Below are 26,480 nucleotides of genomic sequence, written 5' to 3'. Positions count from 1 at the left end.
GATGGCTCCCGTCTTCGCCCACGGCCGGCTGCGGCTGTACCTCTTGAAGCTGCTCGACGAGTCCCCGCGCCACGGTTACGAAGTGATCCGTCTGCTGGAGGAGCGCTTCCACGGGCTGTACGCGCCCTCCGCCGGCACGGTCTACCCGCGGCTGGCCAAGCTGGAGGCCGAGGGCCTGGTCACGCACGCCACCGAGGGCGGCCGGAAGGTGTACTCGCTCACCGACGCGGGCCGCGCCGAGCTGGCCGGACGCGGCGGGGAACTCGCCGACCTGGAGAGGGAGATCCGCGAGTCGGTGTCCGAACTCGCCGCGGAGATCCGCGACGACGTGCGGGGCGCGGCGGGCAAGCTGCGCAGCGAGGTGCGGGCGGCGGCGTCGCAGGCCAGGAGCGCGGGAACGTCGAACGCCAGGTACGCCGCGCACGCCACGAAGGCTTCCCAAGAGGAGTGGCGCAAGGTCACGCACGAGTGGCAGGAGCAGGCGAGGCTCGCCCGCGAGGAGGCACAGCAGGCCAAGCGGCAGGCCAAGGAGGCGCAGGAGAAGGCGCGTACGGAGATGGCCCGCATCGCCCAGCAGGTCCAGGAGCAGGTGCAGGGCCACTTCTCGCGCGGCGACTGGCCCGCGGGGCTGCGGGACGGGCTGACGGAGCTGTCGACGCAGCTCAGCGGGTTGACGCGGACGGTGTGGTCGCCGCAGGCCGAGCCGGAGCAGGGCGCGTCGTCGAAGCCGGGTGCGCCGTCGGAGCCGACGCAGGAGCCGGGGCCGGTTGCCGCGTCGGAGCCCGTGGACTCGGTCCCGGACTGGGGCCCGGACTGGGCCGAGGGCACGCCCGCCACGGGCGACCCCGCCCGTGACCTCGACCGGCTCCTCGACCGCTTCCGGGACGACGTGCGCGACGCGGCGCGGGACCACGGAGTGACGAAGCCGCAGTTCGACGAGGCCCGACGGCACCTCGCGACCGCCGCGGTCCGCATCTCCGCGCTGCTGCGGTCGCCGGAGCAGCGCGGAGACGGTGGCTGACGCTCCCTCCGGCTCAGGCCGTCGGGTTCAGCACGATCTTCCCGAACAGCTCACCGCTCGCCATCCGTTCGAACCCCTCCCGCGCCCGGTCCAGCGGCAGCACCCGGTCGATCACCGGGCGCACCCCGGTGGCCGCGCAGAAGGACAGCAGGTCCTCCAGCTCGTCCTTCGACCCCATGGTGGAGCCGACCACCTTCAGTTCGAGGAAGAAGATCCGGGTCAGCTCGGCGTGCGAGGGGCGGTCCCCGCTGGTCGCCCCGGAGATCACCAGGGTGCCGCCGGGCCTGAGGCACTTGACGGAGTGCGACCAGGTCGCCGCGCCGACGGTCTCGATGACGGCGTCCACGCGCCGCGGCAGCCGCGCCCCCGGCTCGTACGCCTCCTCCGCGCCGAGCTCCACCGCGCGGGCCCGCTTCGTCGCGTCGCGGCTCGTGGCGTACATCCGCAGGCCCGCGGCGCGCCCGAGCACGATCGCGGCGGTGGCGACGCCGCCGCCGGCGCCCTGCACGAGGACGGAGTCACCGGGCCGCACCCCGGCGTTGGTGAAGAGCATCCGGTACGCGGTGAGCCAGGCGGTGGGCAGGCACGCGGCCTCCTCGAAGCTCAGCTCCGGGGGCTTGCGCAGCACGTTCCAGGTGGGCACGGAGACCTGCTCGGCGAAGGTCCCTTGGTAGCGCTCGGTGAGCAGCGAACGGGGCTCGTCCGGGCCGACGCCGTGTCCGGTCTGCCCGATGACCGAGTGCAGGACGACCTCGTTGCCGTCCTCGTCGACCCCTGCGGCGTCGCACCCGAGGATCATCGGCAACCGCTCCTCGGGGAGCCCGACGCCCCGCAGGGACCACAGGTCGTGGTGGTTGAGCGACGCGGCCTTCACGGTGATGGTGCTCCACCCACCGCGGGTTTCCGGGGCGGGGCGGTCACCGAGGGCGAGCCCGTTGAGGGGTTGCTCACGGTCGATACGTGCGGCGTATGCGGCAAACATGCCCCGACCCTAGGCGCGCGCCCCTCCCCGGAGAACCACCCCGGAGTGTGACCCGCCTTGCAGCCGGCCCCCGCGTCCCTGGACGACCTCGCCGTTTCCCCGCGGGTGCGTTGGTCTCTCCAGACCGTCTTGGGTTGTTCGCGCAGTTCCCCGCGCCCCTGGGTTGCCCCACATCGGCTTGAGAGGAACGGTCACCGCGACACCCTGCAGACGAGCGACGGCAGAACCCCGTCAGGGGCGCTGGGGGTCCCCCCAGGCCCTCCGGGGCCGAGGGGGCGGAACTGCGCGAACAACCCACCACCGGGCCGCAGGGTCCGATGCTCCGGCAAGGCTACGGCGGTGGTGCCGAGTGGCTTGGGCGAGCCGCACGGACCAGCACGCCTCCAGTGGACACGGTGGCCCCGGGGCGCGCGGCCCCCGAAAGTGCAGCGCGCCCTTGTGGGCTACGCGCGCGCCACGCCCTCCGCGCGGGCCGCCGCCGCCACCGCCGCGGTGACCGCCGGCGCCACCCGCTCGTCGAACGGCGACGGGATCACGCAGTCCGCCGCCAGCGCGTCGCCCACCACGTCCGCCAACGCGTTCGCCGCCGCGATCTTCATGCCCTCGGTGATCCGCGACGCCCGCACCTGGAGCGCCCCCGCGAAGATCCCGGGGAACGCCAGCACGTTGTTGATCTGGTTCGGGAAGTCGCTGCGGCCCGTGGCCACGACCGCCGCGTACTTGTGCGCGACGTCGGGGTGGACCTCCGGGTTCGGGTTGGCCATGGCGAAGACGAACGCGCCGGGCGCCATGGAGGCGACCGCCTCCTCCGGCACCGTGCCGCCGGAGACGCCGATGAAGACGTCCGCGCCGGCGAGCGCGTTCTCCAGGGACCCGCTCAGCCCCGCCTTGTTCGTCAGCTCGGCCAGCTCGCGCTTGACCGGGGTGAGGTCCTCGCGGTCCCGGCTGACGACGCCCTTGCGGTCGGTGACCGCGACGTCCCCGAGCCCGGCCTCCAGCAGGAACTTCGCGATGGCGACCCCCGCCGCACCCGCACCGGAGATCACCGCGCGCAGCTCGCCGAGCTCCCGCCCGGTCAGCTTCGCCGCGTTCCGCAGCGCCGCGAGGGTGACGATCGCGGTGCCGTGCTGGTCGTCGTGGAAGACGGGGATGTCGAGGCGCTCCTGGAGCTTGCGCTCGACCTCGAAGCAGCGCGGCGCGGAGATGTCCTCCAGGTTGACCCCGCCGAAGGAGGGGGCCATCCGGACGACGGTCTCCACGATCTCGTCGACGTCCTTGGTGGCGAGCGCCACCGGCACCGCGTCCACCCCGCCGAACTGCTTGAAGAGGATCGCCTTGCCCTCCATCACGGGCAGCGACGCCTCCGGGCCGATGTCACCGAGGCCGAGGACGGCGGTGCCGTCGGTGACCACGGCGACGACCTGGGACTTCCAGGTGTAGTCGTGGACCAGCTCCGGGTTCTCGGCGATGGCGGTGCACACCTTGGCCACACCGGGGGTGTACGCGAGGGACAGGTCGTCCTTGTCCCGCACGGGCACCGTCGCCCGGATCGCCATCTTGCCGCCGCGGTGGAGCGCGAACGCCGGATCGAAAGGCTCCTCGGGAGCCTCGGCGGCCTCCGCACCGGCCGCCTCGGTCGCGCCCGCGAGGGCGCTCTCACTGTCGCTGCGAGGATTGACGATCTCCGCTGCCATGGGTTGACCCCTTTGGTTCTTCATCGATTGAGGGTTTGCCGCTCCTGGTGAGGAGGGGTGGGCGGGCACCGCGTACGCGCTCCGTACCGACGGTCCGGCCTCTCGGCCGTCCTGGCCGTCCTGTGGGAAGGCTGTGCGCACGCGCGGGCGCGCCGCACACGCGCCCTGAGCCCCTGATGAGGGGTGTAAGAGTCCTTCTTACCGGAACGTGACCGCTGACGACGAGTCCATATCGCGTCACTGCCCCGACACGACACGACTCATCGCCACTCACCACGAATTATCAGGACACGCCTGATTCGCGCAGTGAATGCAGCCTACGACCCGGCTCGGGCCACAGTTCTTCCGGTCGGAAGCATGGATTCCCGTGAATGGTCCGGTCGTGATGTACCGGCCGACGGGGGGCGGGGGTGTCCCGTTACCCGATTTTGACATGCTCCAGCCCCTGATTGGGCTAGTCCGAATGGCAAGATGCCGAAACACACAAGGTCGCGACCTCCGAAGATGCGCTCGACGGCCCCGCGCGGGGCCGTGGTGGGAACGTGCTCGCCGGCTCGTCCTCGACGAGGGCGCGACCGGGCCGCGACCGAGGACGACGCGACCAGGAATGGCAGCTATCGACACGCCGGAGGACCACGACATGACCGCAGGCACCACGCACAGCTCGATCGCCGCCCGATCCCGGAAGCTCCGCTCCCCCCGGTTCGCCGCGGTCGGTGCCCTCGCGGTCGCCGGCTCCCTGCTGCTGACCGCCTGCGGGGACCAGACCGACGGCGCCAAGAAGGGTGACGGCGACCGCTCGTCGAACAGCGCCCCGCTCTTCGGCAAGCTCCCGGAGAAGTACCAGAAGTCGGGCGTCATCAAGGTCGGCACGAACGCCGAGTACGCGCCGATGGAGTCCGTCGAGAACGGCAAGATCGTCGGGGTGGACCCGGACATCGCGGCCGAGCTGGGCAAGAAGCTCGGGGTGGAGTTCCGCTTCACCTCCGGCTCCTTCGACGGCCTCATCACCGCCCTGAACACCGGCCGCCACGACATCGCCATGTCGTCCATCACGGACAACAAGCAGCGCCAGGAAGGCCTGGACGAGAACGGCAAGAAGCTCGGCAAGGGCGTCGACTTCGTCGACTACTTCCTCGCCGGCACCGCCGTCTACACCAAGAAGGGCAACCCGCAGGGCATCAAGTCCATCGCGGACCTGTGCGGCAAGGCGGCGGCGGTGCAGCGCGGCACGACGTACGAGAAGGCCCTCCAGACCCAGTCCAAGGCGTGTCAGGACGCGGGCAAGCCCGCCGTCAAGATCGAGTCCTTCGAGAACGACACCGAGGCCCAGACCCGGGTGAAGTCCGGCGGCGCGGTCGCCGGCGTCAACGACTACCCGGTCGCCCTGGACCTGGCCCGCAAGGCGGACGGCGGCAAGGCGTTCGAGGTCGTCGGCGACCAGATCGACGCCGGCCCCTTCGGCATCGCCGTGGCGAAGGACAACACCGGTCTGCGGGACGCGCTGAAGGAGGCCGTCGACGCGATCATCGCGGACGGCTCGTACCAGAAGGTGCTGGAGAAGTGGGGGGCCGCCAGCGGGGCGATCGACAAGGCCGCCATCAACGGCGGCAAGTGATCCCCGCCCCTCCCGCCAGCTTCCCCGAAGGTTCCCCGAAGGGCAGTCACCGTGACTGACAACACCGACAGTTCGCGCCCCGACATGTTCGACAAGAAGGACGCCGTCCCCACGGCCTCCGTCACCAAGGAGTCCGCCGACCCGGGCGGCGGGAGCACCCCGCCCGAGTTCATCAAGGCCGTCCCCGTGCCGCACGTGGGCCGCTGGATCAGCGGCGTCCTGGTCCTCGCCCTGCTGGCGAGCCTGGTGTACGCCTTCGCCGGGGCCGACATCCAGTGGGGCGCGGTCGGCGACAAGGTCTTCGACGAGTCCGTGCTCAAGGGCGCCGGCCGCACCCTGTACATCAGCGTCCTGGCGATGGTGCTGGGCGTCGCGCTGGGCGTGCTGCTCGCCGTGATGCGTCTCTCCGACAACCCGGTGACCAGCTACGTCGCCTGGCTGTACATCTGGTTCTTCCGGGGCACCCCGGTCTACGTGCAGCTGCTGCTCTGGTTCAACCTGGCGCTGATCTTCCCGATCCTGAACATCCCGGGCATCTACAAGGACGAGATGACGGACGTCATGACTCCGTTCATGTGCGCCCTGCTCGGCCTCGGCCTCAACGAGGCCGCGTACATGGCGGAGATCTGCCGCGCCGGCATCCTCTCGGTGGACCAGGGCCAGTCCGAGGCGTCCCAGGCCCTGGGCATGTCCAAGGCGAAGACGATGCGCCGGGTGGTGCTCCCGCAGGCGCTGCGGGTGATCATCCCGCCGACCGGCAACGAGTTCATCAACATGCTGAAGACGTCCGCGCTGGTCTACGCGGTGACGTACAACGAACTGCTCCGCTCCACCTCGCAGATCGGCTCCACGTCGTACGCGGTGATGGAGATGCTGTTCGTCGCCTCGATCTGGTACATCGTGATGACCAGCGTGTTCAGCGTGGGCCAGTACTACCTGGAGCGGCGCTACGCCCGCGGCTCGCAGCGCGACCTGCCGCCGACCCCCTGGCAGCGCATCAAGGCCAACCTGCTCGGCTCCGGCCGCCGCAACACCCCCGTGGGCCCCCTGGGAGGAAGCCGATGAACGCCATGGTGAAGGCGGAGGGCGTCCACAAGTCCTTCGGCCACGCCCACATCCTCAAGGGCATCGACCTGGAGGTCGCCCCGCGCGAGGTCTTCTGTCTGATCGGCCCCTCCGGCTCCGGCAAGTCGACCTTCCTGCGCTGCATCAACCACCTGGAGAAGATCAGCGCGGGCCGGCTGCACGTCGACGGGGACCTGGTGGGCTACCGCCAGAAGGGCGACAAGCTGTACGAGTTGAAGGACAGCGAGGTCGCGCTCCAGCGCCGGGACATCGGCATGGTCTTCCAGCGCTTCAACCTCTTCCCGCACATGACGGCGATCGAGAACGTCATGGAGGCGCCGGTCCAGGTCAAGGGCGAGACGAAGGCCGTCGCCCGCGCCCGCGCCGAGCGCCTGCTGGACCGCGTGGGCCTGGCGGACCGGGCGCGCCACTACCCCTCGCAGCTCTCCGGCGGCCAGCAGCAGCGGGTGGCCATCGCCCGCGCCCTGGCGATGGAGCCCAAGCTGATGCTCTTCGACGAGCCGACGTCCGCGCTCGACCCCGAGCTGGTCGGTGACGTGCTGGACGTGATGCGCGGGCTGGCCGAGGACGGCATGACGATGATCGTGGTCACGCACGAGATGGGCTTCGCGCGGGAGGTCGGGGACGCGCTGGTCTTCATGGACGACGGCAAGGTCGTGGAGTCGGGCCACCCCCGCGAGGTGCTGTCGAACCCGCAGCACGACCGGACGAAGTCCTTCCTGTCGAAGGTGTTGTAGCTTCTCGCGGCGGTGTGAGGACGGGGCGGTACGGAGGAATCCGTACCGCCCCGTGCGCTCGTTGCCGAAGTGACCGACGCCCTAACCGGTCTCAGCGTTCGCCGACGCGCCGGCCGGGAGTAGCCGCTCGTCGTTCAGCAGCGAACGCACTTCGTCGGGGGAGAGCGGCGGCTCGCTCAATGTGGTCGTCCCGTTCGGGAGCGGAATGCTCCTCACCCTGAGCCAGGACTTCCCGGCGGCCCCCCGATCGAAGCTGCGCACGCCGGTGTAGGAGTAGCCGAACTTCTTGTGGATGCCCGGATCGGGCCCGTCCCGCCAGGTGACGCTCTCGTCGCCGTTCGGCAGCCGCTTGACCTCACAGTCCTTGCGCGCGGGAGCGCAGAAATCGGCCCCCCTTGACGTCTTCTTCTTCGAGATGGCCGACGCCGACGACCCCGACCTGGTCGTCCTTGCGGACCACGAAGGCACCCATGAGAGGCAGCGTGCCATCATCGTCCGCCAGCGCCAGACTGAACCCGACAGGGACGCCGTCGGGGGTCTTCATTTCCCACTTGTCGGTCAGCCTGGCCATCCGCATTTCGTCGAACCGCCCCGGCGGCAGTATGCGCTCCAGCCTGGCCACCTTGTTCTCGGCACTGTCGCTGCTGTCGAACTTCATCGACGCCCCCGCCATCGACGCCAGGTCCCGATGGTCCTCCTCGCCCTGCCCCTCCATCAGCCGCGGGACGCCGACGACTCCGGTGACGGCCGCCACCGCGGCCACCGCCGTGGCCGTGATCCGTCGCCGCCGTCGCCGCTTCGCCGCCTCGGCGAACACGCCGTCCGTGGTGACCCCGCTCCATGCCGACCCGTGCACGGTCCGCTCCAGCAGGCTCCTCACCTTCGCGTCGTCCATCTAGCCGCCCTCCCGCAGTTCGGCGCGCAGGGCCGCGAGCCCCCGCAGTACGTGGCTCTTCACGGTGTTCTCGCGCATCCCCAGGAGCCCGGCCGTCTCGGCGACGCTCAGGTCCTCCCAGTAACGCAGCACGACCACGGCCCTTTGCCTGGGCGTGAGTCGGCGCAGGGCCGCGCGGACCACCAGGCCGGTGTCCGCGTCGGGGGCCGGTGCCGACTGCCGGTCCGGCAGTTCGCCGACGGCGCGTTCGCGCCGCCAGAACCTGCGGCGGCTGGCGATGAAGATGTTCATCAGCGTCCTGCGGGCGTACGCCTCGATGTTGTCCAGGCGCGTCTTGCGGCGCACGCCGAGCACGACCTTGACCAGCGTCGCCTGGACCAGGTCGTCGGCCTCGTCCCGGTCGCCGCAGAGCAGGCACGCGCTGCGGAACAGGGCGTGCCGTCTGCCGTCGACGAAGTCCCGGAGCGCGGCGTCGGCGTTCGTGTCGACCCCGATGTCCACTGCTGTGGCCCCCACGGTCGTGTCGGCGGCGACACCGGTGTGTGCCCGCCCCTCCCCGGTCCGCGGGCGCGGAACGTCTCACCCTGTCCAGTGCGGTGGGGTGCACGGGAGGTTGCACCCCACCCACGGATCACTTCAGGGCGAGCACCAGGGCGTCGGACGGCGCGGACCAGACCGCGCGGGACTCGGCGAAGCCGGCGGTGAGCAGGGTCTGCACGTGCCACTGGAGGGAGGGGGTGTCGCCGTCGGCGTGCTCGCCGTAGATCTCGAAACGGCGGGCGGTGGGTTCGGCGAGCGCGGGGTCCTTCCCGGCGAGGGCCCACCACTCGGCCCAGTCGACGGCGCCGTTCTCCTTCGCGCGGTCCATCGCGGCGTGCCGGTGGGCGCGTTCGGCCGCGTTGATCCGGGGAGTGGTGCGGTCGACCATGTGGTCCGCGTTCATCAGGACGCCGCCGTCGCGCACCAGCCCGGCGAGCTGTCCGTACAGCGTGGCGAGCGGTCCGGCGTACAGCCAGTGCAGGGCCGTCGCAGTGAGCACGGCGTCGTAACTGTCGTACGGCAGCCGGGCGGTCCAGTCCGGGTCCTTCAGGTCGGCGGTGACGAAGGTGACGCGGTCGTCGCCGGCGAAGGTGCCCCGGGCGATGGTCAACAGGGCGGGATCGAGGTCGACCCCGGTGCTGACGGCCTTCGGGAACCGTCGCAGCAGCCGGTCCGTAATACTTCCCGTACCGCACGCGAGGTCCAGGACCCGCGGCTGAGGGCCCACGGTGGCCTCGACCATGTCGAGCATCACCCGGAAGCGCTCCTCGCGATCGGGCATGTACCACTCCTGCTGACGGTCCCAGCTCTGCTGCCAGGCCGACCAGTCGGTGCCCCTATCCGTTTCGTTCGCCGACACGGACGCTCCCTCCGCACTACTCTAGTAATACCCGCAGACAAAAATGCCCATTACCTGACCCTGACAAGCATCGACCCTAGACCCACGCGGTAAGGACTACAAGTGGAACTGGTCTATTACTCGGATTACGCCGTACGCCTGGTCAACACCGAGGAGCCAGCTCGCAACAAGGACTCCCTCACCTCCGTGGAGGCGATCCGCGACCTCTTCGGACCGGGGTCGCAGGCCGCGCGCAGGGCGAGCGACGCCGACCTGCCCCGGTTCCGCGCCGTGCGCGGCCGGCTGCGCGCGGTGTTCGCCGCGGCCGACGAGGGCGACGAGACGCGCGCCGTCGACCTGCTGAACTCGCTGCTGCTGGAGTTCCCGATCAGCCCGCAGATCTCCGGCCACGACTACCGCGACGAGGACGGCCGCCCCAAGTGGCACATGCACCTGGCCGAGCACCCGTCGAACGCCACCGCTGGTTACGCCGCCATCGCCTCGATGGGCCTGGCCTTCCACCTCACGGAGTACGGCGTGGACCGCCTCGGCCTGTGCCAGGCGCCGCCCTGCCGCAACGCCTACCTGGACACCTCGACCAACCGCTCCCGCCGCTACTGCTCCGACCGCTGCGCCACCCGCGCGAACGTCGCCGCCTACCGGGCCCGCAAGCGCCTGGAGGGCGAACGGTCGCCGAGCACCGGCCGCACCGCGGACACGGCCCAGGAGGCCAGCGCCCACAGCGAGCGCTGACCGTCCTCCCGCGGCCGGTACCGCCCCAGGACCCGGCCGAGCAGCAGTTCGCCGGGCACCGTGCCGAAGAGCCGGCTGTCGCCCTCGGCGCCCGGGTTGTCCCCGAGCACCCACCAGCCGCCGTCCCGTCGCTCCACCAGCCGCTTCACGATGAGGAGGTCCTGCTGGAGCGGATGGCGCAGCACGGCCACGTCGCCCGGCTTCACCCCCGCGCCGTAGTGCACCAGCAGTTGGTCCCCGTGCCGGAGGGTCGGGTACATGGACGGCCCGCTCACTTCGGCCACCCCGAACGGCGCTTTCGGCTCCCGCCCCGGCTCAGTCATCCGTCACCTCCGAACCCCGGGTCACTCCCCCGGGTACGTCCACGGTACGTTCCGCCACCGGTCCCATGGCGCCCCGGACTTTTGTCCTAAGCCCCGGGGCAGCCGCGAAAACGGGTCCCTCACGGAGTAATGTCCCACCTGAGAAGACGATCACGAGGAAGGACTGCTCCATGCTCTCCCGCCTGTTCGCCCCCAAGGTGAAGGTCAGCGCGCACTGCGACCTGCCGTGCGGCGTGTACGACCCGGCCCAGGCCCGGATCGAGGCCGAGTCGGTCAAGGCCGTCCAGGAGAAGTTCCAGGCCAACGAGGACCCCCACTTCCGCGCCCGCGCCACCGTCATCAAGGAGCAGCGCGCCGAGCTCGCCAAGCACCACATCTCGGTGCTCTGGAGCGACTACTTCAAGCCGCCGCACTTCGAGAAGTACCCGGAGCTGCACCAGCTGGTGAACGACGCCCTGAAGGCGCTCTCCGCGGCGAAGGCGTCCACGGACCCGGCGACGGGCCAGAAGGCGCTGGACTACATCGCCCAGATCGACAAGATCTTCTGGGAAACCAAGCAGGGCTGAACGACGCGTTGACGTGGACGCGCCCAGAGTCCAGGTCAGAGCAGGTACGCGAGAGGCCCGGCCGCCATTCACGGCCGGGCCTCTCAGCCTTTCCAAGATCATCTGGGAGACGAATGGGAGACGAGGTCAGGATGCGACCCGGGACCGCCACTCCGTGAGGTCCGCATCCTCCGTCGACTGCGACAGCTCCCACGCCACTTGCAGGCCACGCGCTATGTCGCGCTCCATCACGGGCGACGCATGCGAGTACGTGCCCTCGACACCCTGGAGCTTGTGCCCCATCCGCTCTTCCACCGCCACCCGCGGGTGCCCCTGCTCGTCAAGCCAGACCTTGTGCCCGTGCCTCAGCCCGTGCGGCACCATCCCGTCGCAGCCGATCGCCACCAGCTCCGGCGTCGCCTTCCTACCGCGGCGCATCGGCTCGGCGTCGGCACCCTCGATGATGGGGTGCCAGAAGCGTCCGTAGAACTGGTCGTCCACCCGAAGCGGCTTGCCTCGCTGCGAGGGGAACACCAGGTAGTCGTGCCCGCCGGCCGCCATCTGCTGCGACAACAGGTCAGCAAGGAATGGCGGCACAAGCTCGGTTCGGTACGAGCTGTACTTCGGCGGCGTCAGGGTGAAGCCCTTCGCCAGCCGCAGGCGCTGCCCCCTGCGCAGCCGCGCGTCCACTCCGAGGTCGTTCGCCTTGGCGATGTCAGCGGCGCGGCGGGGGTCGACGTGCCGTAGCGCGGCGATCGACTCCAGCGTCTCCCCCTTGGCAACCTCGTGTGTGGCAGGCTTCGTAAGCCACTGCCCTTGCCACTGGACGCGGAGCGACCGGCCGTACTCCATGCCGAGGAGATTCATCTGATCCCGCCGCAGGCCGGCCACCTCGCCCATGCGTAGACCGGTGTAGGCGATGGTGAGGATCATGACGTACCACTGGAACCCGCGCAGGGCCAAGGCATTCTCAGCCGCCAGGCGCGCCTGGCGCGGCGTGGCCCAGACGTAGTCGTCTTCCTGCTCCACGACGACGTGCCGGCCGCGGCGGCGGGCCGAGCCCGTAGGCATGGGATTGAAGGGGATCAGCCGCTCAGCCACAGCATCGTCGAGGATCATCCGCATGACGCCCTCGATGCCGTCGACGTAGTTCTTCTTGAACTGCTTCTTCAACTGAGTCCGCCATGCCTTGTAGCTCATGGCCGTGATGTCGCCTAGGGCGACGCACTCCCACTGGGGCAGGATTCGGGCGTTGATGCGGCTGTCGTACGTCTGGCTGCTGGTCTCGGCGACGTCGTCGACCGCTCGCCATTTCTCGACCCACTCGCCGAAGAGAGTGCGCCCGTCGCCCGGGTCGACGAAGACTTTGCGCCTGACGTCGGTCTCCAGCGCGCGCCCGTGGTCGAGGGCTTCTTGCTTGGTTTCGAATCCGCTTGCCGAGTCGTACTTGCCGTTCGGCAGTTGGTATCGGACTCGCCAGCTCTTGCCACGCTTCTCCGCGTACGCCACGTCCGCTCCCTTTCGGTGTGGCTGATGCGCCGGCAGGCACCCCTGACTGCCGAGCATCCCTTCGCGGTGACTGCGATCTATGCGGCCTGCTTGAGCGGGCAGCTCTCGCAGGAGCAGGAGTCGCAGTCACCCCCTTGGCGTCTGACCAGCCGCCGTACGGCGCCCCTTACGGCAGCGTCGGTATGCACGGCGGGGGTCATGACGCAGACGATTGTGTCGTCTATCCGTGCTGACCACCCCACGAACCCTGGCCCTTGGTCCAGGGTGATGACCTTGTGCATGGGCCTCCTCTCCGATGTACGCAAGCGGAGTGATGACCATTACATACCGAACAGGCTGCCGAAAGTAGTTGGCCGAAGAACGAATCGAACCCTCTGTAACAATCGCGTCACTCAGAAAGGTTGCGCGGCTAGGGGCTTGAATCTTCGCGCGGAGGGACAATTCCGAGGCGCCTCAACTCGGCAAGGACCACCTCGCTCATCTCCGACATCTTCCCCGCCGGCTCGCCGGGCATGGTCGCAATGAAGGCGTTGTGGACTGCCGTTCGCACACCGCCCTCCACGTCCGGCGCGGGAGCGATGCGGACACCCCCCTCAACCTCGCCCGCCTCCTGCGCCTCGGTCGCGCCGTCGAGGATCGCGATGCAGGCGCCCGGCGCCCAGCCGAATGCCGCCTCGATACCGCCGTAGGTCGTATCGCGAACACTCAGGCCCTGCTCTACGCGGCGGTACGTGGTGATGGTGACATCGGCTTCCTCTGTGGCACGCGTCTTCGTCCAGCCGAGCTTGAGGCGCCGCTCTCTCACGAGGCGCGCGAGGCGCTGGCGGTCGGCGTCAGTGGGGGTAGCAGCCATGCCTTGATAGTCCCAGGAACAGCTAGGAACAGCTAGGAACAGCTTTCGGCCTTCGCAGACCTGTTACCAATCTTTCCCAAGCTGACCTGCACTTTCTCTTTGAAGCTGCCAGATTCTACGCGGAACTGCTAGAACCTGCTAGCACAAGCTGCTAGCTTCTCTCCATGAAGGCAGTCCGAGCTACCTACGAGGTGGACGGGACGGCAATCAGGGAACGCCGCATGGCCATGGGCATCCAGACCGCCGACCTCGCACGTACCGCAGGCATCAGCCGTAGCTACCTGGCCCGGCTGGAAATCGGCACCCGAACACGCATGCGACCCCCCACCTACACGTCGCTCCGCCGCGCCCTCGACGTACCACCCGACGACAAGCAGCTACTCGTGATCAGCGAGTCAGAGACCGATTGAGGTGACACAGATGGCCAAGTCCCCCGCAGCGGTGGAGGACTTCACCGACGTCGCCACGACCGCCGGCCGCCTCGGCATCGGGGCCCGGCGTCTCCGTGACGGCGTGAACCACCGCGGCTACCCCCACCACCGCATGGGCCGGCGCTTGATGTTCAGCCCGGAGGACCGGGCGTGGATCGCGAAGATCCACCGCGTCCCCGGCCGCGCCCAGAGCGCCGCCTGACGGCATGAAGCGGGGCCGCCTCGGACCTGTCCGTCCGCGCGACCCCTGCGCATCAACCCCATCCGATCGAACACCCGATCAAGGAGAGACGCGATGTCTCCATCTTCTCAGACCCCACACGCCGCGACGTCGACGAGTTTGCCGGATGCCTGGCGCCGCTCGTCCCGTGTGGAGCTGCCGCCGTTGCCCGGCGCCGTCACGCCCTTGTACGACGCCGACCGGGACGCCCGGGAGTGGGTGCCGCCGCTGGACGTCGCCATCTCCTGCGCTCGTGAGGCGCTGGCGAAGCACGCCGGCGCGAACATCCACGACACCGAGGCGATGGTGACCGCGGCGGTCTCCCTGGACTGTGTGCTGCGGGACGTGCTGGCCGCGCTCGACAAGGCGGTGGCGTCGTGAGCGCCCGGGACGTCGAGCGGGCGCGCGCCGTCGCCGAGTTGGGTGCGTTGCCGGTGCCGCTCGGGCACGACCGGCCGGCGCCTGCCCCGCAGCGCACGCCGTTCGAGGCGCGGTTGGACGAGTACCTCGGGCGTCCCGTGGTGCGCCGGTCCTGCTGCGGAAGTGAGCGGGCGCTGGCGGAGATCGCGGTTGGTCTGCGTGACGAGTTGATGCGGCTGCGGGCCGCGCTCGACCAGACCGAGGACGACCTGACGGGCGCCTGCCTGGCCCGGTGGGAAGAGGAGCAGGACAACACGCGGCTGCGGTTGGCGCACAAGTCGGCGGTGCTGCGGGCGGTGCGGCTGCGTGAGCAGTGCGCGACGTTGGCGGCGCAGGTCGCTGGCGTGGACCGGCTGATGGCGGACGTGCAGCCCTGGGCTGACGCGGCGGACCGGATCAACGGGCTGAAGGCGCAGGCGCCCGGGGCTTGCTCGGATTGCGGTGCCCCGCCGGTGGAGTGGTGCACCGGCTGCGCCGCGTGCTGTGCCGACCATGACGCCACGTGCCCCGAGGGCGGTGAGCCGTCGTGATGGTGCTCCTGCTGCTCGCCGTCGTGGTGGTGCTGTCCCTCGCCGACATCGCGGCGATCAACCACCTGCCGTCCCGCCCGTGGCCGGCCCGTCGTGCGGCGGCGCGCCCGGTGCTGGCCGCCTGCTCGTGTGGCCGGCCGATCCCGGCCGCCTACGCCCACTGCCCCCGCTGCACCGGAGGTGGCCCTGATGCGTGACGACGACTTCGACGAGACGCCCGACGCGGCTCAGATCGCCATGGAGCAGGACGGCTTCGACAACTACGGCCGCTGGCGCCCCGCCGCCCCCGCGCCCACCACCACGACCACGACGACTGGAGGCGCCCGGTGACGACGATCTGCCGGTGCGACGACGGGGCCGACCCGTATGAGTGCGAAGCCGAGGGCTGCACCTACGAGTTCTCCGAGCTGAACCCGCGCGGTGGTACGCGCCCCATCTACGGGTCCGACGCCAAGATCTCCCGCACCTGCCCCCAGTGCCCGTACCGGACCTCCGTCTGGCACGTGGACGACGGCTCCGCTGACGAGGAGCTGTACCGCCACCAGCGCGCCGAGCACCCCACCACCACGACCACGACCGGAGGACCCCGATGAGCGCCCGCCACGACCTGATCGACGAGTACGGCCGCGCCGAGACGGGGACTGCCCCGTGGACGCTCGCCGAGTTCCAGCAGCGCCTGGCCGAGGTGCGGGCCGACGAGCGGCGCGCGACGTGGCTGGCCGCCGCCGCCATCGTCGACAACGACGACACCTGCGACTGCGGGGGCTGCGACACCTGCACCCTCCGCAGGTACGCGGCGCTCCTCCGAGAGCAGGCCGGCGCGCCGCCCGAGGCCGAGCCGGTGAGCGCCCGCGACGAGATCCGCGCCGCCGTGCTGCGGGAGGCCGCCGAGGTAGCGGACGCCGAGGCCACCCGGCTGTACGACGACATGGGCCAGGCTGCTGCGGCAGGCGCCCGCGCGGTCGCTGAGCGGCTGCGTGCCATGGCCGGCGAGGCCCGGCCGGCGTCCGACCCGCTCGCCTCGGTGCGGACCCAGCTCGCCACCAGCCACACCCGGTACCCCGACTCCGCGCACTGCCAGCACGACGGCGCGATGTGGCCCTGCCCCACCATGCGCGCCGTCACCACGGCCGGCGAGCCGGTGACCATCCCGCCCGCCGTCGCCGAGCACATCCTGTGGCACGAGTACCGCGACCCCGCCGGCTACCCGCCCGGGGGCTACCTCCGCCAGCTGCTCACCGCCTGGTCGTACGCGGACGACGAGCACTCCCGCCGGCTCGCGGCCGCGTACCCCGCGTACGGGGCCGCGTACCCCGCGTACGGGGCCGCGCTCGACATCAGCCAGCAGCCCGACGGCGTCGACCGGCTGCGGCAGATCTCCGCCGCTGCCGCGCAGGGCGGTGACGCCGGATGAGCGCCGACCGCTCCCGCAGGCGCACCATCGTGTGCGCGGCATGCCAGCAGACCAGCGTTCACCGAGGCCACGGCTGGTGCGTCACCTGCTACCAACGGTGGGTCTACCACGGCCGTCCCGCCAGCGGCGTCCCCGGTGTTGGCGCCACGCCGCGCAGGCCCCGCCGGACGCGCGCACGGGCCATCCCTGAGTACTGCGCCCGGGGACACCGGCTCGACGCCGCCACCCTGACCTTCGACACGCGGGGGTCCCGTAGGTGCCGCGCCTGCCTCGCCGAGGCCGATCGGGCGTACCGCGCCCGCCAGTTCGCGGCCCGCCACGACGGCCACGACGTCATCCCCACCCGCGACGGTCGCCGCTACTGCCGCACCTGCAACCGCGGCGCCCAGGACGTCGACGACGTGGCGGTGGAACGGACCGCGGCAGGGGATCGCCCCGGCCGGGTCGCCCCTGCGGAGCTGGAGGCCGCGGTCACGCAGCTCCGCCGCTACGGCCTGACGTACGAGCTGATCGCGGAACGCACCGGGTGCTCGCTCCGACACGCCTGGGAGATCTGCCGGCAGGCGGGGCTGACGAAGCCTCGCGTGATCGACGGGGACCGCCCCAAGCGGCGTCGGTACACCGTCTGTTCGTCGTGCGGCGAGCGGCGTACTCATCAGGCACACGGCTGGTGCGGCACGTGCTACAGCCGATGGCTCCTTCATGGGAAGCCGGCCACCGTGCCGCCGCCCGCGCGCCGGACGACTCGGGCAGGTGCCGCATGACGAACACCGCGCTGGCCGGGGCCACTGCCCCGGCCGCCGGGCCCGCGCTTCGGCCCCGCGTCGCCCAACTCCTCACCGCCATCACCGCCGACGGCGGCCAGTGGTCCACCGGACGCGTCCAGACCTGGCGGCGCCGCACCGGCAGCCCGGACACCCGCCGGGGCACCGCACGGCGGGACCTCGAACACCTCGCCCGCCTCGGGCACCTGACCACGCGCGGCCCGCACGACAGGCGGCACTACACCCTCCGGAGCAACCGATGATCGCTACTGGAAGCGACGAGTACTCGGAGCACCTCGCCGAACGCATCGGTCAGTTCATCGTCGACTCCGACGCGAACAGCCCCCGCAGCCTGCAATCCGCCATCGGCCCCAGCGACGTCGGGGAACCGTGCGAGCGGCAGCTCTCGTACCGGATCCACGACTGGCCCCAGGTCAACACCCGCCACGACCCGATCGCCGCGGTCATCGGCACCGGGTTCCACATGTGGATGGCCGAGAAGTTCGAAGCCCGGCAGACCACCCTCGCCAACGGGCAGCCGCGGTACCGCATCGAGGAACGCGTCACCGTACGCGAAGGCTCCACTCCGAACGCGGCGCTCGCCGGTTCGTCGGACCTGTTCGACCGGCTGACCGCGCTCAACTACGACTGGAAACTCGTCGGCCTGTCCAGCTTGGACAAGTACCGGCGCCAGGGCCCCAGCCAGAAGTACCGCATCCAAGCCCACCTCTACGGGCTCGGGCAGGAGAACGCCGGCCAGCCGCCGTCCCGGGTCGTGGTCGTGTTCATCGCCCGCTACCACGAGCTACGCGTCCACGTGTGGTCCGAGCCGTACGACAAGCAGATCGCCCTTGACGCGCTCGCCCGCCTGGATCGCATCTACCAGCGCATCTACGACCTCAACCCCGAGGCCCACCCGGAGCGCTGGTCCCAGATCCCCACCGACAAGGCGGCGAACTGCCGCTTCTGTCCGTGGCTGAAGCCCGGAAGCGCCGACCTCTCGCAGGGATGCCCCGGAGCCCAGACCGAAGCCAAGAGCAGCCAGCTCGAAGCACTCATCGCATAACACAGAAAGCAGACACACCATGACAACCCCGCAGCAGCAGGTCCCCTCCGCCGACGACTTCCTCATGGGCGGCGGCGTCCCCTCGGCGAAGTTCCCCACCCTCGGCACCACCGTGTCCGGGCGGATCACCGAGCGGCCCACCGTCGAGCAGCAGCGCGACTTCACCTCCGGCGAGCTGAAGTTCTGGGACGACGGGAAGCCGCAGATGCAGCTCGTCGTCACCCTCGCCACCGCCGAGCGTGACCCGGCCAACCCGGAAGACGACGGGACCCGCCGCCTCTACGTCAAGGGCCAGATGAAGAACGCCGTCGCCGCCGCGGTCCGCGGCGCCGGGGCCCGCGGTCTGGAAGTCGGCGGAACCCTGTCCGTCACCTACGCCCGCGACGGGCAGAAGTCCAACCCGCGGTTCAACGCGCCCAAGAACTTCGACGCGCAGTACGTGGCCGCTGCGGCAAACGAGCTCAACACCCCTGACCCGGTGGGACAGCAGCCCATCGTGCCGCAGCCGCCCGCCGCGGTTCAGGTCCCGGGGATGACGGCGGAGCAGCTCCAGGCCGCGATGAACACCCCGGCCACCGCGGCGCTCGTCGCCCAGCAGCAAGCCGCAGCCGCAGCCAGCGGCGGCGTGGCTCCCTTCTAACCCCCTCGCAGTACCGCCTTCCTGCAACACCGCCCGGGGCGGCTGGCCTCCACACCCCGCCCCGGGCGACGACCCTCACACTCGTACAAGGAGCCACCGTTGAGCGACACCACAACCCCAACGCTCACCGCAGCGCTCGCGCTGCACGCCGCGGGCTGCTCAGTGGTGGCCGTACGAGCCGACGGGACGAAACGCCCCCTCGGCGACTGGAAGCACGCCCAAACCGAAGCCGCCGACGAGCAGCAGGTGCGCGCCTGGTTCGCCCACGGACACCCCGGGGTGGGCGTGGTGTGCGGCGCCGTGTCCGGCGGGCTGGAGATGCTCGAACTCGAAGGCCGCGCCGTCGTCGAAGGAGTCCTCAACGACCTGACCGCAGTCCTCGAAGCCTCCGGACTCGGCGACCTGTGGTCCCGCCTCGCCACCGGCTGGGCGGAACGTTCCCCCTCCGGCGGCCTCCACCTCCACTACCGCATCACCGACGCCCCCGTACCCGGGAACACCAAGCTCGCCTCCCGCCTCGCCCGCGACGACGAGCTGACCGAGGCAGAGCAGCAGCTCCTCGCCCGGCACCCTGGGAAGCGCATCATCAGGCCCCTCATCGAGACCCGCGGCGAAGGCGGCTTCGTCGTCACCGCGCCCAGCTGCGGACCGGTGCACCCCACCGGCGCCCCGTACGAACTCCTCGCCGGCGGACCCGCCACCACCCCGACAATCACCGCGGACGAGCACCGCGCACTCCACGCCGTGTGCCGCATGCTCGACACCGTCCCCGCCGACGCCCCCGATCACTCTACGGACCCCCATAAAGCGATCACCCACCCCGTCGACGAGGCCGCCGCGTTCCTCTTCGGCACCGGCCCAGGCCCCGACACCGGTGTCTCCCCGGGGGACGACTACGAAGCCAAGACGACCTGGGCCGACATCCTCACCCCGCACGGGTGGAAGCTGCTCTTCACCTCGGGACACACCTCGTACTGGCAGCGCCCCGGGAAAGACGGGCGCGAGCCCTCCGCCACCACCGGCCGCGACCCCGGCCGCGATCGCCTCTACGTGTTCACCACGTCCACCGAGTTCGCCACCGAAGTCCCGTACACCAAGTTCGGCGCCCACGCCCTCCTCAACCACGGAGGCGACCACACCGCCGCCGCGGGAGCGCTCCGCCGCCAGGGCTACGGCCAGCCCGCGCCCGAGCCCCCACGCCGCCACCTCACCGCCGTCCCCAACCCCGTCGCGCCTGTGGACGGGACCGCCGCGCTCAACGTCGTGCAGCACCCGGCCTCCGAGCCGCAGACGTACACCCGCACCGACGACGGGAACGCCCTCCGGCTCATCGACACCCACGAAACCGAGATTCGCTACGTACCCCAGCGCGGTCGCTGGCTTGTCTGGGACGGCCACCGCTGGGCATGGGACGAAGCTGGCGCCGTACGGGAGATGGCCCGCGCCATCGCCCGCGAACTCCCCAACGGGGAAGGCGAAGCGAAGCACCGGGCCCGCTCCCTCTCCGCTGCTGGGATCTCCGCGATGGTCGCCATGGCCACCACCGACCCGCGCACCGTCGCCCACGCCGCCCAGCTCGACGCGCACCGCATGCTCCTCAACACCCCCGCCGGGGCGCTCGACCTCACCACCGGGACGATCACGGCGCCGAACCCCGACGAGATGCACACCCGCTCCACCACCGTCGCCCCCGACCCCGAAGCTCCCACCCCGCGGTGGGACGCGTTCCTCGCCCAGACCTTCGGCGGGGATACCGACCTCCTCGCATACGTGCAGCGGATGGCCGGGTACTCCGCCAGCGGATCCGTGAAGTGGCACATCCTCCCCTTCCTTCACGGCCCGGGCGGCAACGGGAAGGGCGTCTTCCTCAACGTGCTGCGCGCGCTCCTCGGGGACTACGCCGCGACCGCGCCGAATGCGTTCCTCATGGCCGGCGGGCAACGCCACGAAACCGAGATCGCTCGCCTCCACGGGCTGCGCCTCGTCATCGCATCCGAGGTCAACCAGGACGCCAAGTTCGACGAGGCCAAGGTCAAGGAACTCACCGGCGGCGACGGGCTCACCGCGAGGTTCATGAGGCAGGACCACTTCACGTTCGAGCCCACCCACAAGCTGTGGCTGATGGGCAACCACCAGCCCCGCGTGTCCGCCGGCGGCAACTCCTTCTGGCGACGGCTGCGCCTCATCCCCTTCACCCACACCCCGACGGAGATCATCGAAGACCTCGACCAGCTCCTCGTCACCGAGGAAGGCCCCGGGATCCTGGCCTGGATAGCGGCCGGAGCCGTCGCCGTGTTCCGCGGCGGACTCCGCGACCCGGACTCGGTGAAGGCCGCGACCGCGCAGTACGCAGCCGAGGAAGACGCACTCGCCCGGTTCATCGGCGACTCCTGCCACCTCGGCGGAGGGGCCCACGTACTGATCAACACGGCCAAGCTCCGTGCCGTGTACGACGACTGGTGCCGCGCCGAAGGCGAGACCCCGCTCAAGCCTCAGGTCTTCGGCCGGGAGCTGCGGACCCGCTTCGGCATCGAGCAGATCCGCTCCAACGGGCGCCGCTTCTACGTCGGGATCGCAGTCCTCGATCGGTCACTGGACGACGATCGCGACGACGAGCCGGAGGAGTAGACCGTGGCCGTGATCCTCCAGTCCGCGGAACACAACTCGGACATCCTTCCCGTACCAGGCGCCAGGCTCCTCGTCATCAGTGACAGCAGTGACCGATCAGTGACCGTACACATCACCCTTCTGTCACTGCCTGATTCCTCATCTGACCTGCACCTTCCGAACGCCAGTGACCGCAGTGACCGTAATTCTCGGGTTCCAACTCCGTACGTGCGCAAGAAGGTCAATGTAAAGAACCCCAGGATCGGTCACTGCTGTCACTGCGGTCACTCATCCAGGACCAGCCATGGCCATGAACCCAGGCATCGCAGCGAAGATCGCCGCCAGCTCCGACCACGCCCGCGACGCACCCTGTCCCCGCTGCCACGCCCCGGTGCTCACCGCCCGCGCCGGCCGCGTCGCCGCCCTCGACGTCATCGCCGACCCGGACCCGATCGACGCCACCACCGAGATCCTTGCCCGCCTCGACGGACGCCTCACCTGGCACCTCACCACCACCGCACTCGGCGTACGACGCATCGTCTGGCGCAACCCCGGCTTCGCCCCGCACAACAAGCACCCGGTGCTCCAAGACCACCGCTGCCCACCCCAGTCCATGCAGGAGACCCTCATATGACCCGCCACTTCACCCTCGCCCTGCCACCCGGGTTGAAGCTCCTCAACGCGAACCAGCGCCTCCACCACCGCGTACGCGCCGAAACCACCGCGGCCATCCGCGCCGCCGCCATGACCGCCTGCTCCGAGAACGACACGATGCGAGCCGCCCTCACCGCCGCTGGAGCCGCCCCGGTGCTTCACCGCGCCTACATCCTCGGAGTGCTCCACCCTCCGTCACGGCGCCGCGCAGACCCCGCGAACTGGTACCCGAGCTTCAAGGCCGCGGTCGACGGGCTCGTAGACGCTGGGGTGTTGGAAGACGACGACCACACCCGCGTCGTCGGCCCCGACATGCGCATCGGCCCCACCACCACCGGCGGGCAAATCGTCCTCCACATCCAAGAGATCAGCGCGGACCAGCACGCCGCGTTCCAGTGGGGAGCCGCGTCATGATCCCCACCCCGTGCACCGCTGCGCCGGAACTCTGGTTCTCCACCAAGCCCCAGGACCAAGCCGAAGCCGTCACCGCATGCGGATTCTGCCCCCTGCGGAAGCCGTGCACCGAGTACGCGACCGCCCAGAACATCCCCTGGGGAACCTGGGGCGGACTCACCGAGAAGGACCGCCGTCGACAGGCACGCCGAGCCAGATCCGCGAGCGAGCCCGAGTGCCGCACACACCGCGCCATCCAGAAGCACCGCCGCCGCAAGGAGACCTGCATCGCGTGCCAAGCCTGGTGGGCCACCGTCCTCGAAGCCGACCGTCGCCACCGGCTCGCTGACGAACACGCCAAAGGCGGCAGCCTCACCGGCTACCAGATCCACCGCCGCCTCGGCGAACGCCCCTGCGCCCGATGCCGCACCGTCAACCGGCTCGCCAGCCAGCAACGACGCGACCGAGCCACCGCCACCTGACCGCCACCGCCGGCACTCGGTTCCGCGCCGCACGCGCCCGAAGGAGACCCGCCTCGTGTCCGTCAGCATCACCGTCCACTGCGAGCGCAACTGGCGCCACGGCACCTGCGCCACGGCTCCTGCGCCACCAGCTTGATCACCACCGCGACCACCACCGCGACCACCACCGTCGACGCTCTCGCCTACGCCGAAGCCCGTGGCTGGGCCACCGGCACCGGCATGGGCGACCTCTGCCCCGGCCACTCCGGGCGCACCACCAGCCCGCCGCCCGTCCGCCGCATCCGGCCCCGCACCGAGGAGACCCGCTGATGTCCGACCAGCCCACCGCCGGCTTCCGACCGCACCCGGCAGCCCGACCTCTTCACCGACCCGACAGCCGAGGAGAACTCCTGATGCCTGCCGTCGACCGCTATCCGCTCCGTGTCCGCCTCCACGGCGGCCGGAACACCCACGGCGCCCGCCCGCTCGACGACGACCAGATCACGGCCTGCGACTACTTCGCCGCCGCCGGCTCGCAGAACCACCAGCTCCCCGCGGACAGCCCGATCACCTGCCCCGGCTGCCTGCGGCAGATCGCCCGGCAGGAGGCCCGTTGATGTTGCTCGCTCTCGCCGCCACGGCCGCGCTCGGCGTCGGCTACGTCCTCGGCCGTATCCAGCCGCTGGACCGCCTCGACACCTGGGTCTGGCGCCGGCTGACCTTCGGCGGGCCGTGGGTCCGCTCCCGCTGGCAGCAACTGCTGGTGTTCGGCGCCCACGCCGTGGTGCGCCCCCGGGCCACCGTGCACGCCTGGCGCCACCGCAACGACCCGCCCCCGCCCCCGCCCCGTAGCCCAGTCCCAACCATCCGCACCGACAAGGAGAACCGCTGATGTCCGAGAACCCGCCCCGCCGCTTCCACCTCCAGCGCGACAACGACCTCACCGGAGTCTCCGGCACCGGCCGCGTCGCCGACGGCATCCTCTGGCCCGACGGCACCGTGACCATCCGCTGGCGCGGCGAACGCCCCTCCACCGTCAACTGGGCATCGATAGACGACGCCCGCACCGTCCACGGCCACGGCGGTGCCACCCGCATCATCTGGGACGACCTCGCGCCCGGCGCCTACACCCTCCGCTCCAGGTGCCCTCACTGCCCCGACGGCCACACCCCGCCCGACCACGGCCAGCCCTGGCACGCCCGCGTCGGTTCCGAGCGGGACGCCGACGGACAGCCCACTGTGATCCGCGTCGAGCGGGCCGCCGGGGCGCACGTCGCCGAGTCCGACGCCGACTGGATCCGCGACCGCCTCAACGCCCGCTGACCCCGCCGGGGCCGCTGTACGCCCGCCAGACGGCCGAACACCCATCCAGCGGCCCCGCGTTCCGCCCACCCGCCGTACGCCCGCCACACGACCACCAGGAGCCCCACGTGACCACGCCCGACGGATGGCGCGGAGCCACCGAACTCACCCCCGAGCGCGAGGCCGAACGCCTCGCCGCCACAGGCATCGTCGGCTACCGACAAGACCGCGACCAGCTCCACCACTGCCTCCACCACAAGCCCGCCCCCGCCAACCGCTGCGCCGACTTCCACGCAGTCACAGCCGACGCCCTCGACCACAGGGCGATCTGCGTCCACTGGGACTGCGGGCGCGACCTCCTCGCCACCGCCGCCATCACCACCCAGGAGCAGCCCCGATGACCACCCCCGCAGACCGGCTCGCCCGTATCGCCGACGCCCACACCGCAACCCGCGGCCCCGCAGGCACCACCGACGGCTACTGCGCCGAATGCGACCACCGCTGGCCCTGCCCCACCTCCATCTGGGCCACCACGGACCGCGACCCGCTCGCCACCTGGGACCCCGCAGACGACGACACCGCCCCCGAGTAGCCCCGCCGGGCCGCTGTACGCCCGCGTGAGCGCCGAACACCCGTCCAACCGCCCCCGCGCCCACCCCAACGCCCACACGCCCGCACACGACCACCAGGAGCCCCACAGTGACCCCCGCCGACGAACTCCGGGCAGCAGCCGCCCTGCTGCGCACCCTCGCCACCGCAGCCACCCCCGGCCCATGGCGCCAACACGACACCCACCTCGACCTCGGCGGCCACACGGCAACCGTCCTATCCGGCCACCAGAACACCACCGAACTCCGCGCCTGGCTCCCGACCATGAGCCACGAACCCTGGGACGAGACCCGCAACGTGTGGGCCGACGCCTCCTACATCGCCCTGATGGACCCGACCGTCGGCCTCGCCCTCGGCGAATGGCTCGACCACGCCGCAACAGCCCACGACGCCTCCGTGACAGCCGCCGCCAGCGTCTGGCCCGATCCGGCTGACGCCGCAGAGCGCAGCGCCTGGGTAGCCCGACAGACCGAACTGCCCGCCCTCGCCGTCGCCCGCGCCCTCACCCAGGAGCAGCCGTCATGAGCCAGCCCCGCCACACCGCCGACACCATCACCGACGACGCCCTCGACCACCTCTACCGGCAGCTCGCCACCCTCCACCGCCGCACCGAAGACGACGCCGACACCATCCGCCACTGGCAAGGCCGCGCCGAGACCGCAGAAGTCCGCGCCGAGAAGGCCGAAGCCGCCATCGACCGAGTCCGTACCGCCCTCGCCCGCCTCTGCGACGACGTCCCCCACCCCGGACACGACCACCTCTGCCCCGACGACATCCAACGCGCCATCGAGGACGCCCTCGACGAGCAGCCGGCCACCTGACCCTGAGCACGACGAAGGGGCGCCCACCAGCCGACCAAGCCCGGGACGCCCCACACGGTGCGACCACCGTACCCACCCGCCACCGCACGGAGCGCACCATGCACACCACCACCACGCCGACGACCACACAGCAGCTCCAGACCATCGCCCGCCTCTGGCCCGACCTCCTCCAGCAGCGCACCACCCGCCCCCACGACGCATGGCCGCCCTCCTCCCTCCAGACCTACCTCCGCACCGTCGAGGAGTACGACCCCGCCGACCGCAGCGCCCCCGTCCGCCTCCACATCATCGACACCATCCGCACCATCACCGTCGCCCTCGTCGACACCGCCGACCAGATCGCCGCCCAGGTCCAACGCCAGCCCATGAGCGACGCGCCCGCGAACTGGCCGGCCACCGACCGTACCCGCCGCAACGCCCTCGCCCACGAAGACCGGCAAGACCCCGCCCGCTGGCCGTACACCGGCACCCGCACCGCCCCCGCAGCAGCACTGTGGCTCCACGCCCGCATCGTCGGCGCCCCCGGCCCCTGCACGGCCCTCACCGGCCCCCAGCACGACCGCATCGCCCACGTCGCCGACCACGCCGCACAACGCCTCACCCACGCCCTCGGCACCAGCCGCCGCACCATCCCCACCGGACGCACCTGCGGCTGCGGCGGCGAACTCCTCCTCGACGGAGGCGACGGACACCCCCCGGTGATCCGCTGCGGCTGGTGCTCAGCACGCACCGCAGCACCCGCCGCCGCCTGAAC

At 70.9% G+C, this 26,480-nt stretch carries 39 protein-coding genes; 31 read left to right on the top strand and 8 right to left on the bottom strand.

Annotated features, from left to right (window positions below):
• Position 1 precedes the first annotated feature (1 nt).
• A complete protein-coding gene (locus AB0E05_RS17425) occupies positions 2 to 1,021 on the top strand; it encodes a helix-turn-helix transcriptional regulator (RefSeq protein WP_361964169.1) in 1,020 nt (339 codons plus the stop codon).
• Positions 1,022 to 1,034: 13 nt separating this feature from the next.
• Here AB0E05_RS17425 and AB0E05_RS17420 read toward each other — a convergent pair whose 3' ends face one another.
• A complete protein-coding gene (locus AB0E05_RS17420; RefSeq protein ID WP_361964167.1) occupies positions 1,035 to 2,003 on the bottom strand; it encodes a zinc-binding dehydrogenase in 969 nt (322 codons plus the stop codon).
• 443 nt (positions 2,004 to 2,446) lie between these two features.
• Entirely contained in the window at positions 2,447 to 3,697 is a 1,251-nt protein-coding gene (locus AB0E05_RS17415; RefSeq protein ID WP_361964165.1) for an NADP-dependent malic enzyme, read from the bottom strand.
• A 640-nt stretch (positions 3,698 to 4,337) separates the two neighbouring features.
• On the opposite strand from AB0E05_RS17415, the gene AB0E05_RS17410 reads away from it, so the two are divergent.
• The 3 genes from AB0E05_RS17410 (at position 4,338) to AB0E05_RS17400 (ending at position 7,138) form a co-directional block, all read left to right on the top strand.
• Positions 4,338 to 5,315: an ABC transporter substrate-binding protein gene (locus tag AB0E05_RS17410; protein WP_361964163.1), complete on the top strand. Its 978-nt coding sequence runs from the start codon at positions 4,338 to 4,340 to the stop codon at positions 5,313 to 5,315.
• An 84-nt stretch (positions 5,316 to 5,399) separates the two neighbouring features.
• Positions 5,400 to 6,380 carry an amino acid ABC transporter permease gene (locus AB0E05_RS17405; protein ID WP_361964337.1) on the top strand — a complete coding sequence of 327 codons (981 nt, stop codon included), beginning with the start codon at positions 5,400 to 5,402 and terminating at the stop codon, positions 6,378 to 6,380.
• The gene (locus tag AB0E05_RS17400) at positions 6,377 to 7,138 is read left to right on the top strand and encodes an amino acid ABC transporter ATP-binding protein (protein WP_361964161.1); all 762 of its coding nucleotides are present in this window, start codon (positions 6,377 to 6,379) and stop codon (positions 7,136 to 7,138) included. The genes AB0E05_RS17405 and AB0E05_RS17400 overlap by 4 nt, the downstream gene beginning before the upstream one ends.
• A gap of 355 nt (positions 7,139 to 7,493) precedes the next feature.
• Here the strand turns inward: AB0E05_RS17400 and AB0E05_RS17395 are convergent, their stop codons facing one another.
• From AB0E05_RS17395 to AB0E05_RS17385, 3 genes are all read right to left on the bottom strand, one after another.
• Complete coding sequence (locus tag AB0E05_RS17395) at positions 7,494 to 8,033, bottom strand: hypothetical protein (RefSeq protein WP_361964158.1); 540 nt, start codon at positions 8,031 to 8,033, stop codon at positions 7,494 to 7,496.
• Entirely contained in the window at positions 8,034 to 8,549 is a 516-nt protein-coding gene (locus tag AB0E05_RS17390) for a SigE family RNA polymerase sigma factor (protein ID WP_361964156.1), read from the bottom strand. It lies immediately after the preceding gene.
• 115 nt (positions 8,550 to 8,664) lie between these two features.
• Positions 8,665 to 9,354 carry a class I SAM-dependent methyltransferase gene (locus AB0E05_RS17385; protein ID WP_361964335.1) on the bottom strand — a complete coding sequence of 230 codons (690 nt, stop codon included), beginning with the start codon at positions 9,352 to 9,354 and terminating at the stop codon, positions 8,665 to 8,667.
• Positions 9,355 to 9,534: 180 nt separating this feature from the next.
• On the opposite strand from AB0E05_RS17385, the gene AB0E05_RS17380 reads away from it, so the two are divergent.
• Positions 9,535 to 10,164, top strand: coding sequence for a CGNR zinc finger domain-containing protein (locus AB0E05_RS17380; protein WP_361964154.1), 630 nt, complete (start codon positions 9,535 to 9,537; stop codon positions 10,162 to 10,164).
• Here the strand turns inward: AB0E05_RS17380 and sodX are convergent.
• On the bottom strand, positions 10,068 to 10,487 hold the full coding sequence (gene sodX / locus AB0E05_RS17375; RefSeq protein WP_361964152.1) for a nickel-type superoxide dismutase maturation protease: 420 nt from the start codon (positions 10,485 to 10,487) through the stop codon (positions 10,068 to 10,070). The two genes, AB0E05_RS17380 and sodX, sit on opposite strands and share 97 nt — an antisense overlap.
• 170 nt (positions 10,488 to 10,657) lie before the next feature.
• Here sodX and sodN point away from each other — a divergent pair, with 170 nt between their 5' ends.
• The gene (sodN, locus tag AB0E05_RS17370) at positions 10,658 to 11,053 is read left to right on the top strand and encodes a superoxide dismutase, Ni (protein ID WP_361964149.1); all 396 of its coding nucleotides are present in this window, start codon (positions 10,658 to 10,660) and stop codon (positions 11,051 to 11,053) included.
• A gap of 126 nt (positions 11,054 to 11,179) precedes the next feature.
• Here the strand turns inward: sodN and AB0E05_RS17365 are convergent, their stop codons facing one another.
• Both AB0E05_RS17365 and AB0E05_RS17360 read right to left on the bottom strand, forming a co-directional pair.
• Positions 11,180 to 12,541 (bottom strand): hypothetical protein, encoded by a 1,362-nt coding sequence (locus AB0E05_RS17365; protein WP_361964147.1) that lies wholly within the window; start codon positions 12,539 to 12,541, stop codon positions 11,180 to 11,182.
• Positions 12,542 to 12,950: 409 nt separating this feature from the next.
• Complete coding sequence (locus AB0E05_RS17360; RefSeq protein ID WP_361964145.1) at positions 12,951 to 13,394, bottom strand: hypothetical protein; 444 nt, start codon at positions 13,392 to 13,394, stop codon at positions 12,951 to 12,953.
• Positions 13,395 to 13,558: 164 nt separating this feature from the next.
• On the opposite strand from AB0E05_RS17360, the gene AB0E05_RS17355 reads away from it, so the two are divergent.
• From AB0E05_RS17355 to AB0E05_RS17235, 25 genes are all read left to right on the top strand, one after another.
• Complete coding sequence (locus AB0E05_RS17355; RefSeq protein ID WP_361964143.1) at positions 13,559 to 13,804, top strand: helix-turn-helix domain-containing protein; 246 nt, start codon at positions 13,559 to 13,561, stop codon at positions 13,802 to 13,804.
• A 10-nt stretch (positions 13,805 to 13,814) separates the two neighbouring features.
• Positions 13,815 to 14,027, top strand: coding sequence for a hypothetical protein (locus AB0E05_RS17350; RefSeq protein ID WP_361964141.1), 213 nt, complete (start codon positions 13,815 to 13,817; stop codon positions 14,025 to 14,027).
• 93 nt (positions 14,028 to 14,120) lie between these two features.
• The gene (locus AB0E05_RS17345; protein WP_361964139.1) at positions 14,121 to 14,426 is read left to right on the top strand and encodes a hypothetical protein; all 306 of its coding nucleotides are present in this window, start codon (positions 14,121 to 14,123) and stop codon (positions 14,424 to 14,426) included.
• Positions 14,423 to 14,995, top strand: coding sequence for a hypothetical protein (locus AB0E05_RS17340; protein WP_361964137.1), 573 nt, complete (start codon positions 14,423 to 14,425; stop codon positions 14,993 to 14,995). Before AB0E05_RS17345 ends, AB0E05_RS17340 begins: the two co-directional genes overlap by 4 nt.
• Entirely contained in the window at positions 14,995 to 15,192 is a 198-nt protein-coding gene (locus AB0E05_RS17335) for a hypothetical protein (RefSeq protein ID WP_361964135.1), read from the top strand. Before AB0E05_RS17340 ends, AB0E05_RS17335 begins: the two co-directional genes overlap by 1 nt.
• Positions 15,185 to 15,325 carry a hypothetical protein gene (locus tag AB0E05_RS17330; RefSeq protein WP_361964133.1) on the top strand — a complete coding sequence of 47 codons (141 nt, stop codon included), beginning with the start codon at positions 15,185 to 15,187 and terminating at the stop codon, positions 15,323 to 15,325. Before AB0E05_RS17335 ends, AB0E05_RS17330 begins: the two co-directional genes overlap by 8 nt.
• Positions 15,322 to 15,588 carry a hypothetical protein gene (locus AB0E05_RS17325; RefSeq protein ID WP_361964131.1) on the top strand — a complete coding sequence of 89 codons (267 nt, stop codon included), beginning with the start codon at positions 15,322 to 15,324 and terminating at the stop codon, positions 15,586 to 15,588. The genes AB0E05_RS17330 and AB0E05_RS17325 overlap by 4 nt, the downstream gene beginning before the upstream one ends.
• The gene (locus AB0E05_RS17320) at positions 15,585 to 16,409 is read left to right on the top strand and encodes a hypothetical protein (RefSeq protein WP_361964129.1); all 825 of its coding nucleotides are present in this window, start codon (positions 15,585 to 15,587) and stop codon (positions 16,407 to 16,409) included. Before AB0E05_RS17325 ends, AB0E05_RS17320 begins: the two co-directional genes overlap by 4 nt.
• Complete coding sequence (locus AB0E05_RS17315; RefSeq protein ID WP_361532584.1) at positions 16,406 to 17,173, top strand: hypothetical protein; 768 nt, start codon at positions 16,406 to 16,408, stop codon at positions 17,171 to 17,173. Before AB0E05_RS17320 ends, AB0E05_RS17315 begins: the two co-directional genes overlap by 4 nt.
• A complete protein-coding gene (locus tag AB0E05_RS17310; RefSeq protein WP_361964126.1) occupies positions 17,170 to 17,436 on the top strand; it encodes a hypothetical protein in 267 nt (88 codons plus the stop codon). The genes AB0E05_RS17315 and AB0E05_RS17310 overlap by 4 nt, the downstream gene beginning before the upstream one ends.
• Complete coding sequence (locus tag AB0E05_RS17305; RefSeq protein WP_361964124.1) at positions 17,433 to 18,239, top strand: hypothetical protein; 807 nt, start codon at positions 17,433 to 17,435, stop codon at positions 18,237 to 18,239. The genes AB0E05_RS17310 and AB0E05_RS17305 overlap by 4 nt, the downstream gene beginning before the upstream one ends.
• A 19-nt stretch (positions 18,240 to 18,258) precedes the next feature.
• The gene (locus tag AB0E05_RS17300) at positions 18,259 to 18,879 is read left to right on the top strand and encodes a hypothetical protein (RefSeq protein WP_361964122.1); all 621 of its coding nucleotides are present in this window, start codon (positions 18,259 to 18,261) and stop codon (positions 18,877 to 18,879) included.
• 99 nt (positions 18,880 to 18,978) lie between these two features.
• Positions 18,979 to 21,507, top strand: a complete 2,529-nt coding sequence (locus AB0E05_RS17295; RefSeq protein WP_361964120.1) for a phage/plasmid primase, P4 family — start codon at positions 18,979 to 18,981, stop codon at positions 21,505 to 21,507.
• Between the two features lie 283 nt (positions 21,508 to 21,790).
• Positions 21,791 to 22,120: a hypothetical protein gene (locus tag AB0E05_RS17290; RefSeq protein WP_361964118.1), complete on the top strand. Its 330-nt coding sequence runs from the start codon at positions 21,791 to 21,793 to the stop codon at positions 22,118 to 22,120.
• Positions 22,117 to 22,554 carry a hypothetical protein gene (locus AB0E05_RS17285; protein ID WP_361964116.1) on the top strand — a complete coding sequence of 146 codons (438 nt, stop codon included), beginning with the start codon at positions 22,117 to 22,119 and terminating at the stop codon, positions 22,552 to 22,554. Before AB0E05_RS17290 ends, AB0E05_RS17285 begins: the two co-directional genes overlap by 4 nt.
• A complete protein-coding gene (locus tag AB0E05_RS17280; RefSeq protein WP_361964114.1) occupies positions 22,551 to 23,015 on the top strand; it encodes a WhiB family transcriptional regulator in 465 nt (154 codons plus the stop codon). Before AB0E05_RS17285 ends, AB0E05_RS17280 begins: the two co-directional genes overlap by 4 nt.
• 132 nt (positions 23,016 to 23,147) lie before the next feature.
• Positions 23,148 to 23,324 (top strand): hypothetical protein, encoded by a 177-nt coding sequence (locus AB0E05_RS17275; protein ID WP_361964112.1) that lies wholly within the window; start codon positions 23,148 to 23,150, stop codon positions 23,322 to 23,324.
• 83 nt (positions 23,325 to 23,407) lie between these two features.
• The gene (locus AB0E05_RS17270) at positions 23,408 to 23,611 is read left to right on the top strand and encodes a hypothetical protein (RefSeq protein WP_361964110.1); all 204 of its coding nucleotides are present in this window, start codon (positions 23,408 to 23,410) and stop codon (positions 23,609 to 23,611) included.
• Entirely contained in the window at positions 23,611 to 23,886 is a 276-nt protein-coding gene (locus AB0E05_RS17265) for a hypothetical protein (RefSeq protein WP_361964108.1), read from the top strand. Before AB0E05_RS17270 ends, AB0E05_RS17265 begins: the two co-directional genes overlap by 1 nt.
• Entirely contained in the window at positions 23,886 to 24,317 is a 432-nt protein-coding gene (locus AB0E05_RS17260; RefSeq protein WP_361964106.1) for a hypothetical protein, read from the top strand. The genes AB0E05_RS17265 and AB0E05_RS17260 overlap by 1 nt, the downstream gene beginning before the upstream one ends.
• 107 nt (positions 24,318 to 24,424) lie before the next feature.
• Positions 24,425 to 24,697: a hypothetical protein gene (locus tag AB0E05_RS17255; protein ID WP_361964104.1), complete on the top strand. Its 273-nt coding sequence runs from the start codon at positions 24,425 to 24,427 to the stop codon at positions 24,695 to 24,697.
• The gene (locus AB0E05_RS17250; protein WP_361964102.1) at positions 24,694 to 24,888 is read left to right on the top strand and encodes a hypothetical protein; all 195 of its coding nucleotides are present in this window, start codon (positions 24,694 to 24,696) and stop codon (positions 24,886 to 24,888) included. The genes AB0E05_RS17255 and AB0E05_RS17250 overlap by 4 nt, the downstream gene beginning before the upstream one ends.
• 107 nt (positions 24,889 to 24,995) lie before the next feature.
• The gene (locus AB0E05_RS17245; RefSeq protein WP_361964100.1) at positions 24,996 to 25,430 is read left to right on the top strand and encodes a hypothetical protein; all 435 of its coding nucleotides are present in this window, start codon (positions 24,996 to 24,998) and stop codon (positions 25,428 to 25,430) included.
• Positions 25,427 to 25,726 carry a hypothetical protein gene (locus AB0E05_RS17240; protein WP_361964098.1) on the top strand — a complete coding sequence of 100 codons (300 nt, stop codon included), beginning with the start codon at positions 25,427 to 25,429 and terminating at the stop codon, positions 25,724 to 25,726. The genes AB0E05_RS17245 and AB0E05_RS17240 overlap by 4 nt, the downstream gene beginning before the upstream one ends.
• Positions 25,727 to 25,824: 98 nt before the next feature.
• Positions 25,825 to 26,478, top strand: coding sequence for a hypothetical protein (locus tag AB0E05_RS17235; RefSeq protein WP_361964096.1), 654 nt, complete (start codon positions 25,825 to 25,827; stop codon positions 26,476 to 26,478).
• The last annotated feature ends 2 nt before the right edge of the window (positions 26,479 to 26,480 follow it).

The organism is Streptomyces sp. NPDC048057 (assembly GCF_040653095.1).
In the GTDB taxonomy this organism is placed as follows: Bacteria; Actinomycetota; Actinomycetes; order Streptomycetales; family Streptomycetaceae; genus Streptomyces.
This window is presented reverse-complemented; position numbering and strand designations above follow the sequence as displayed.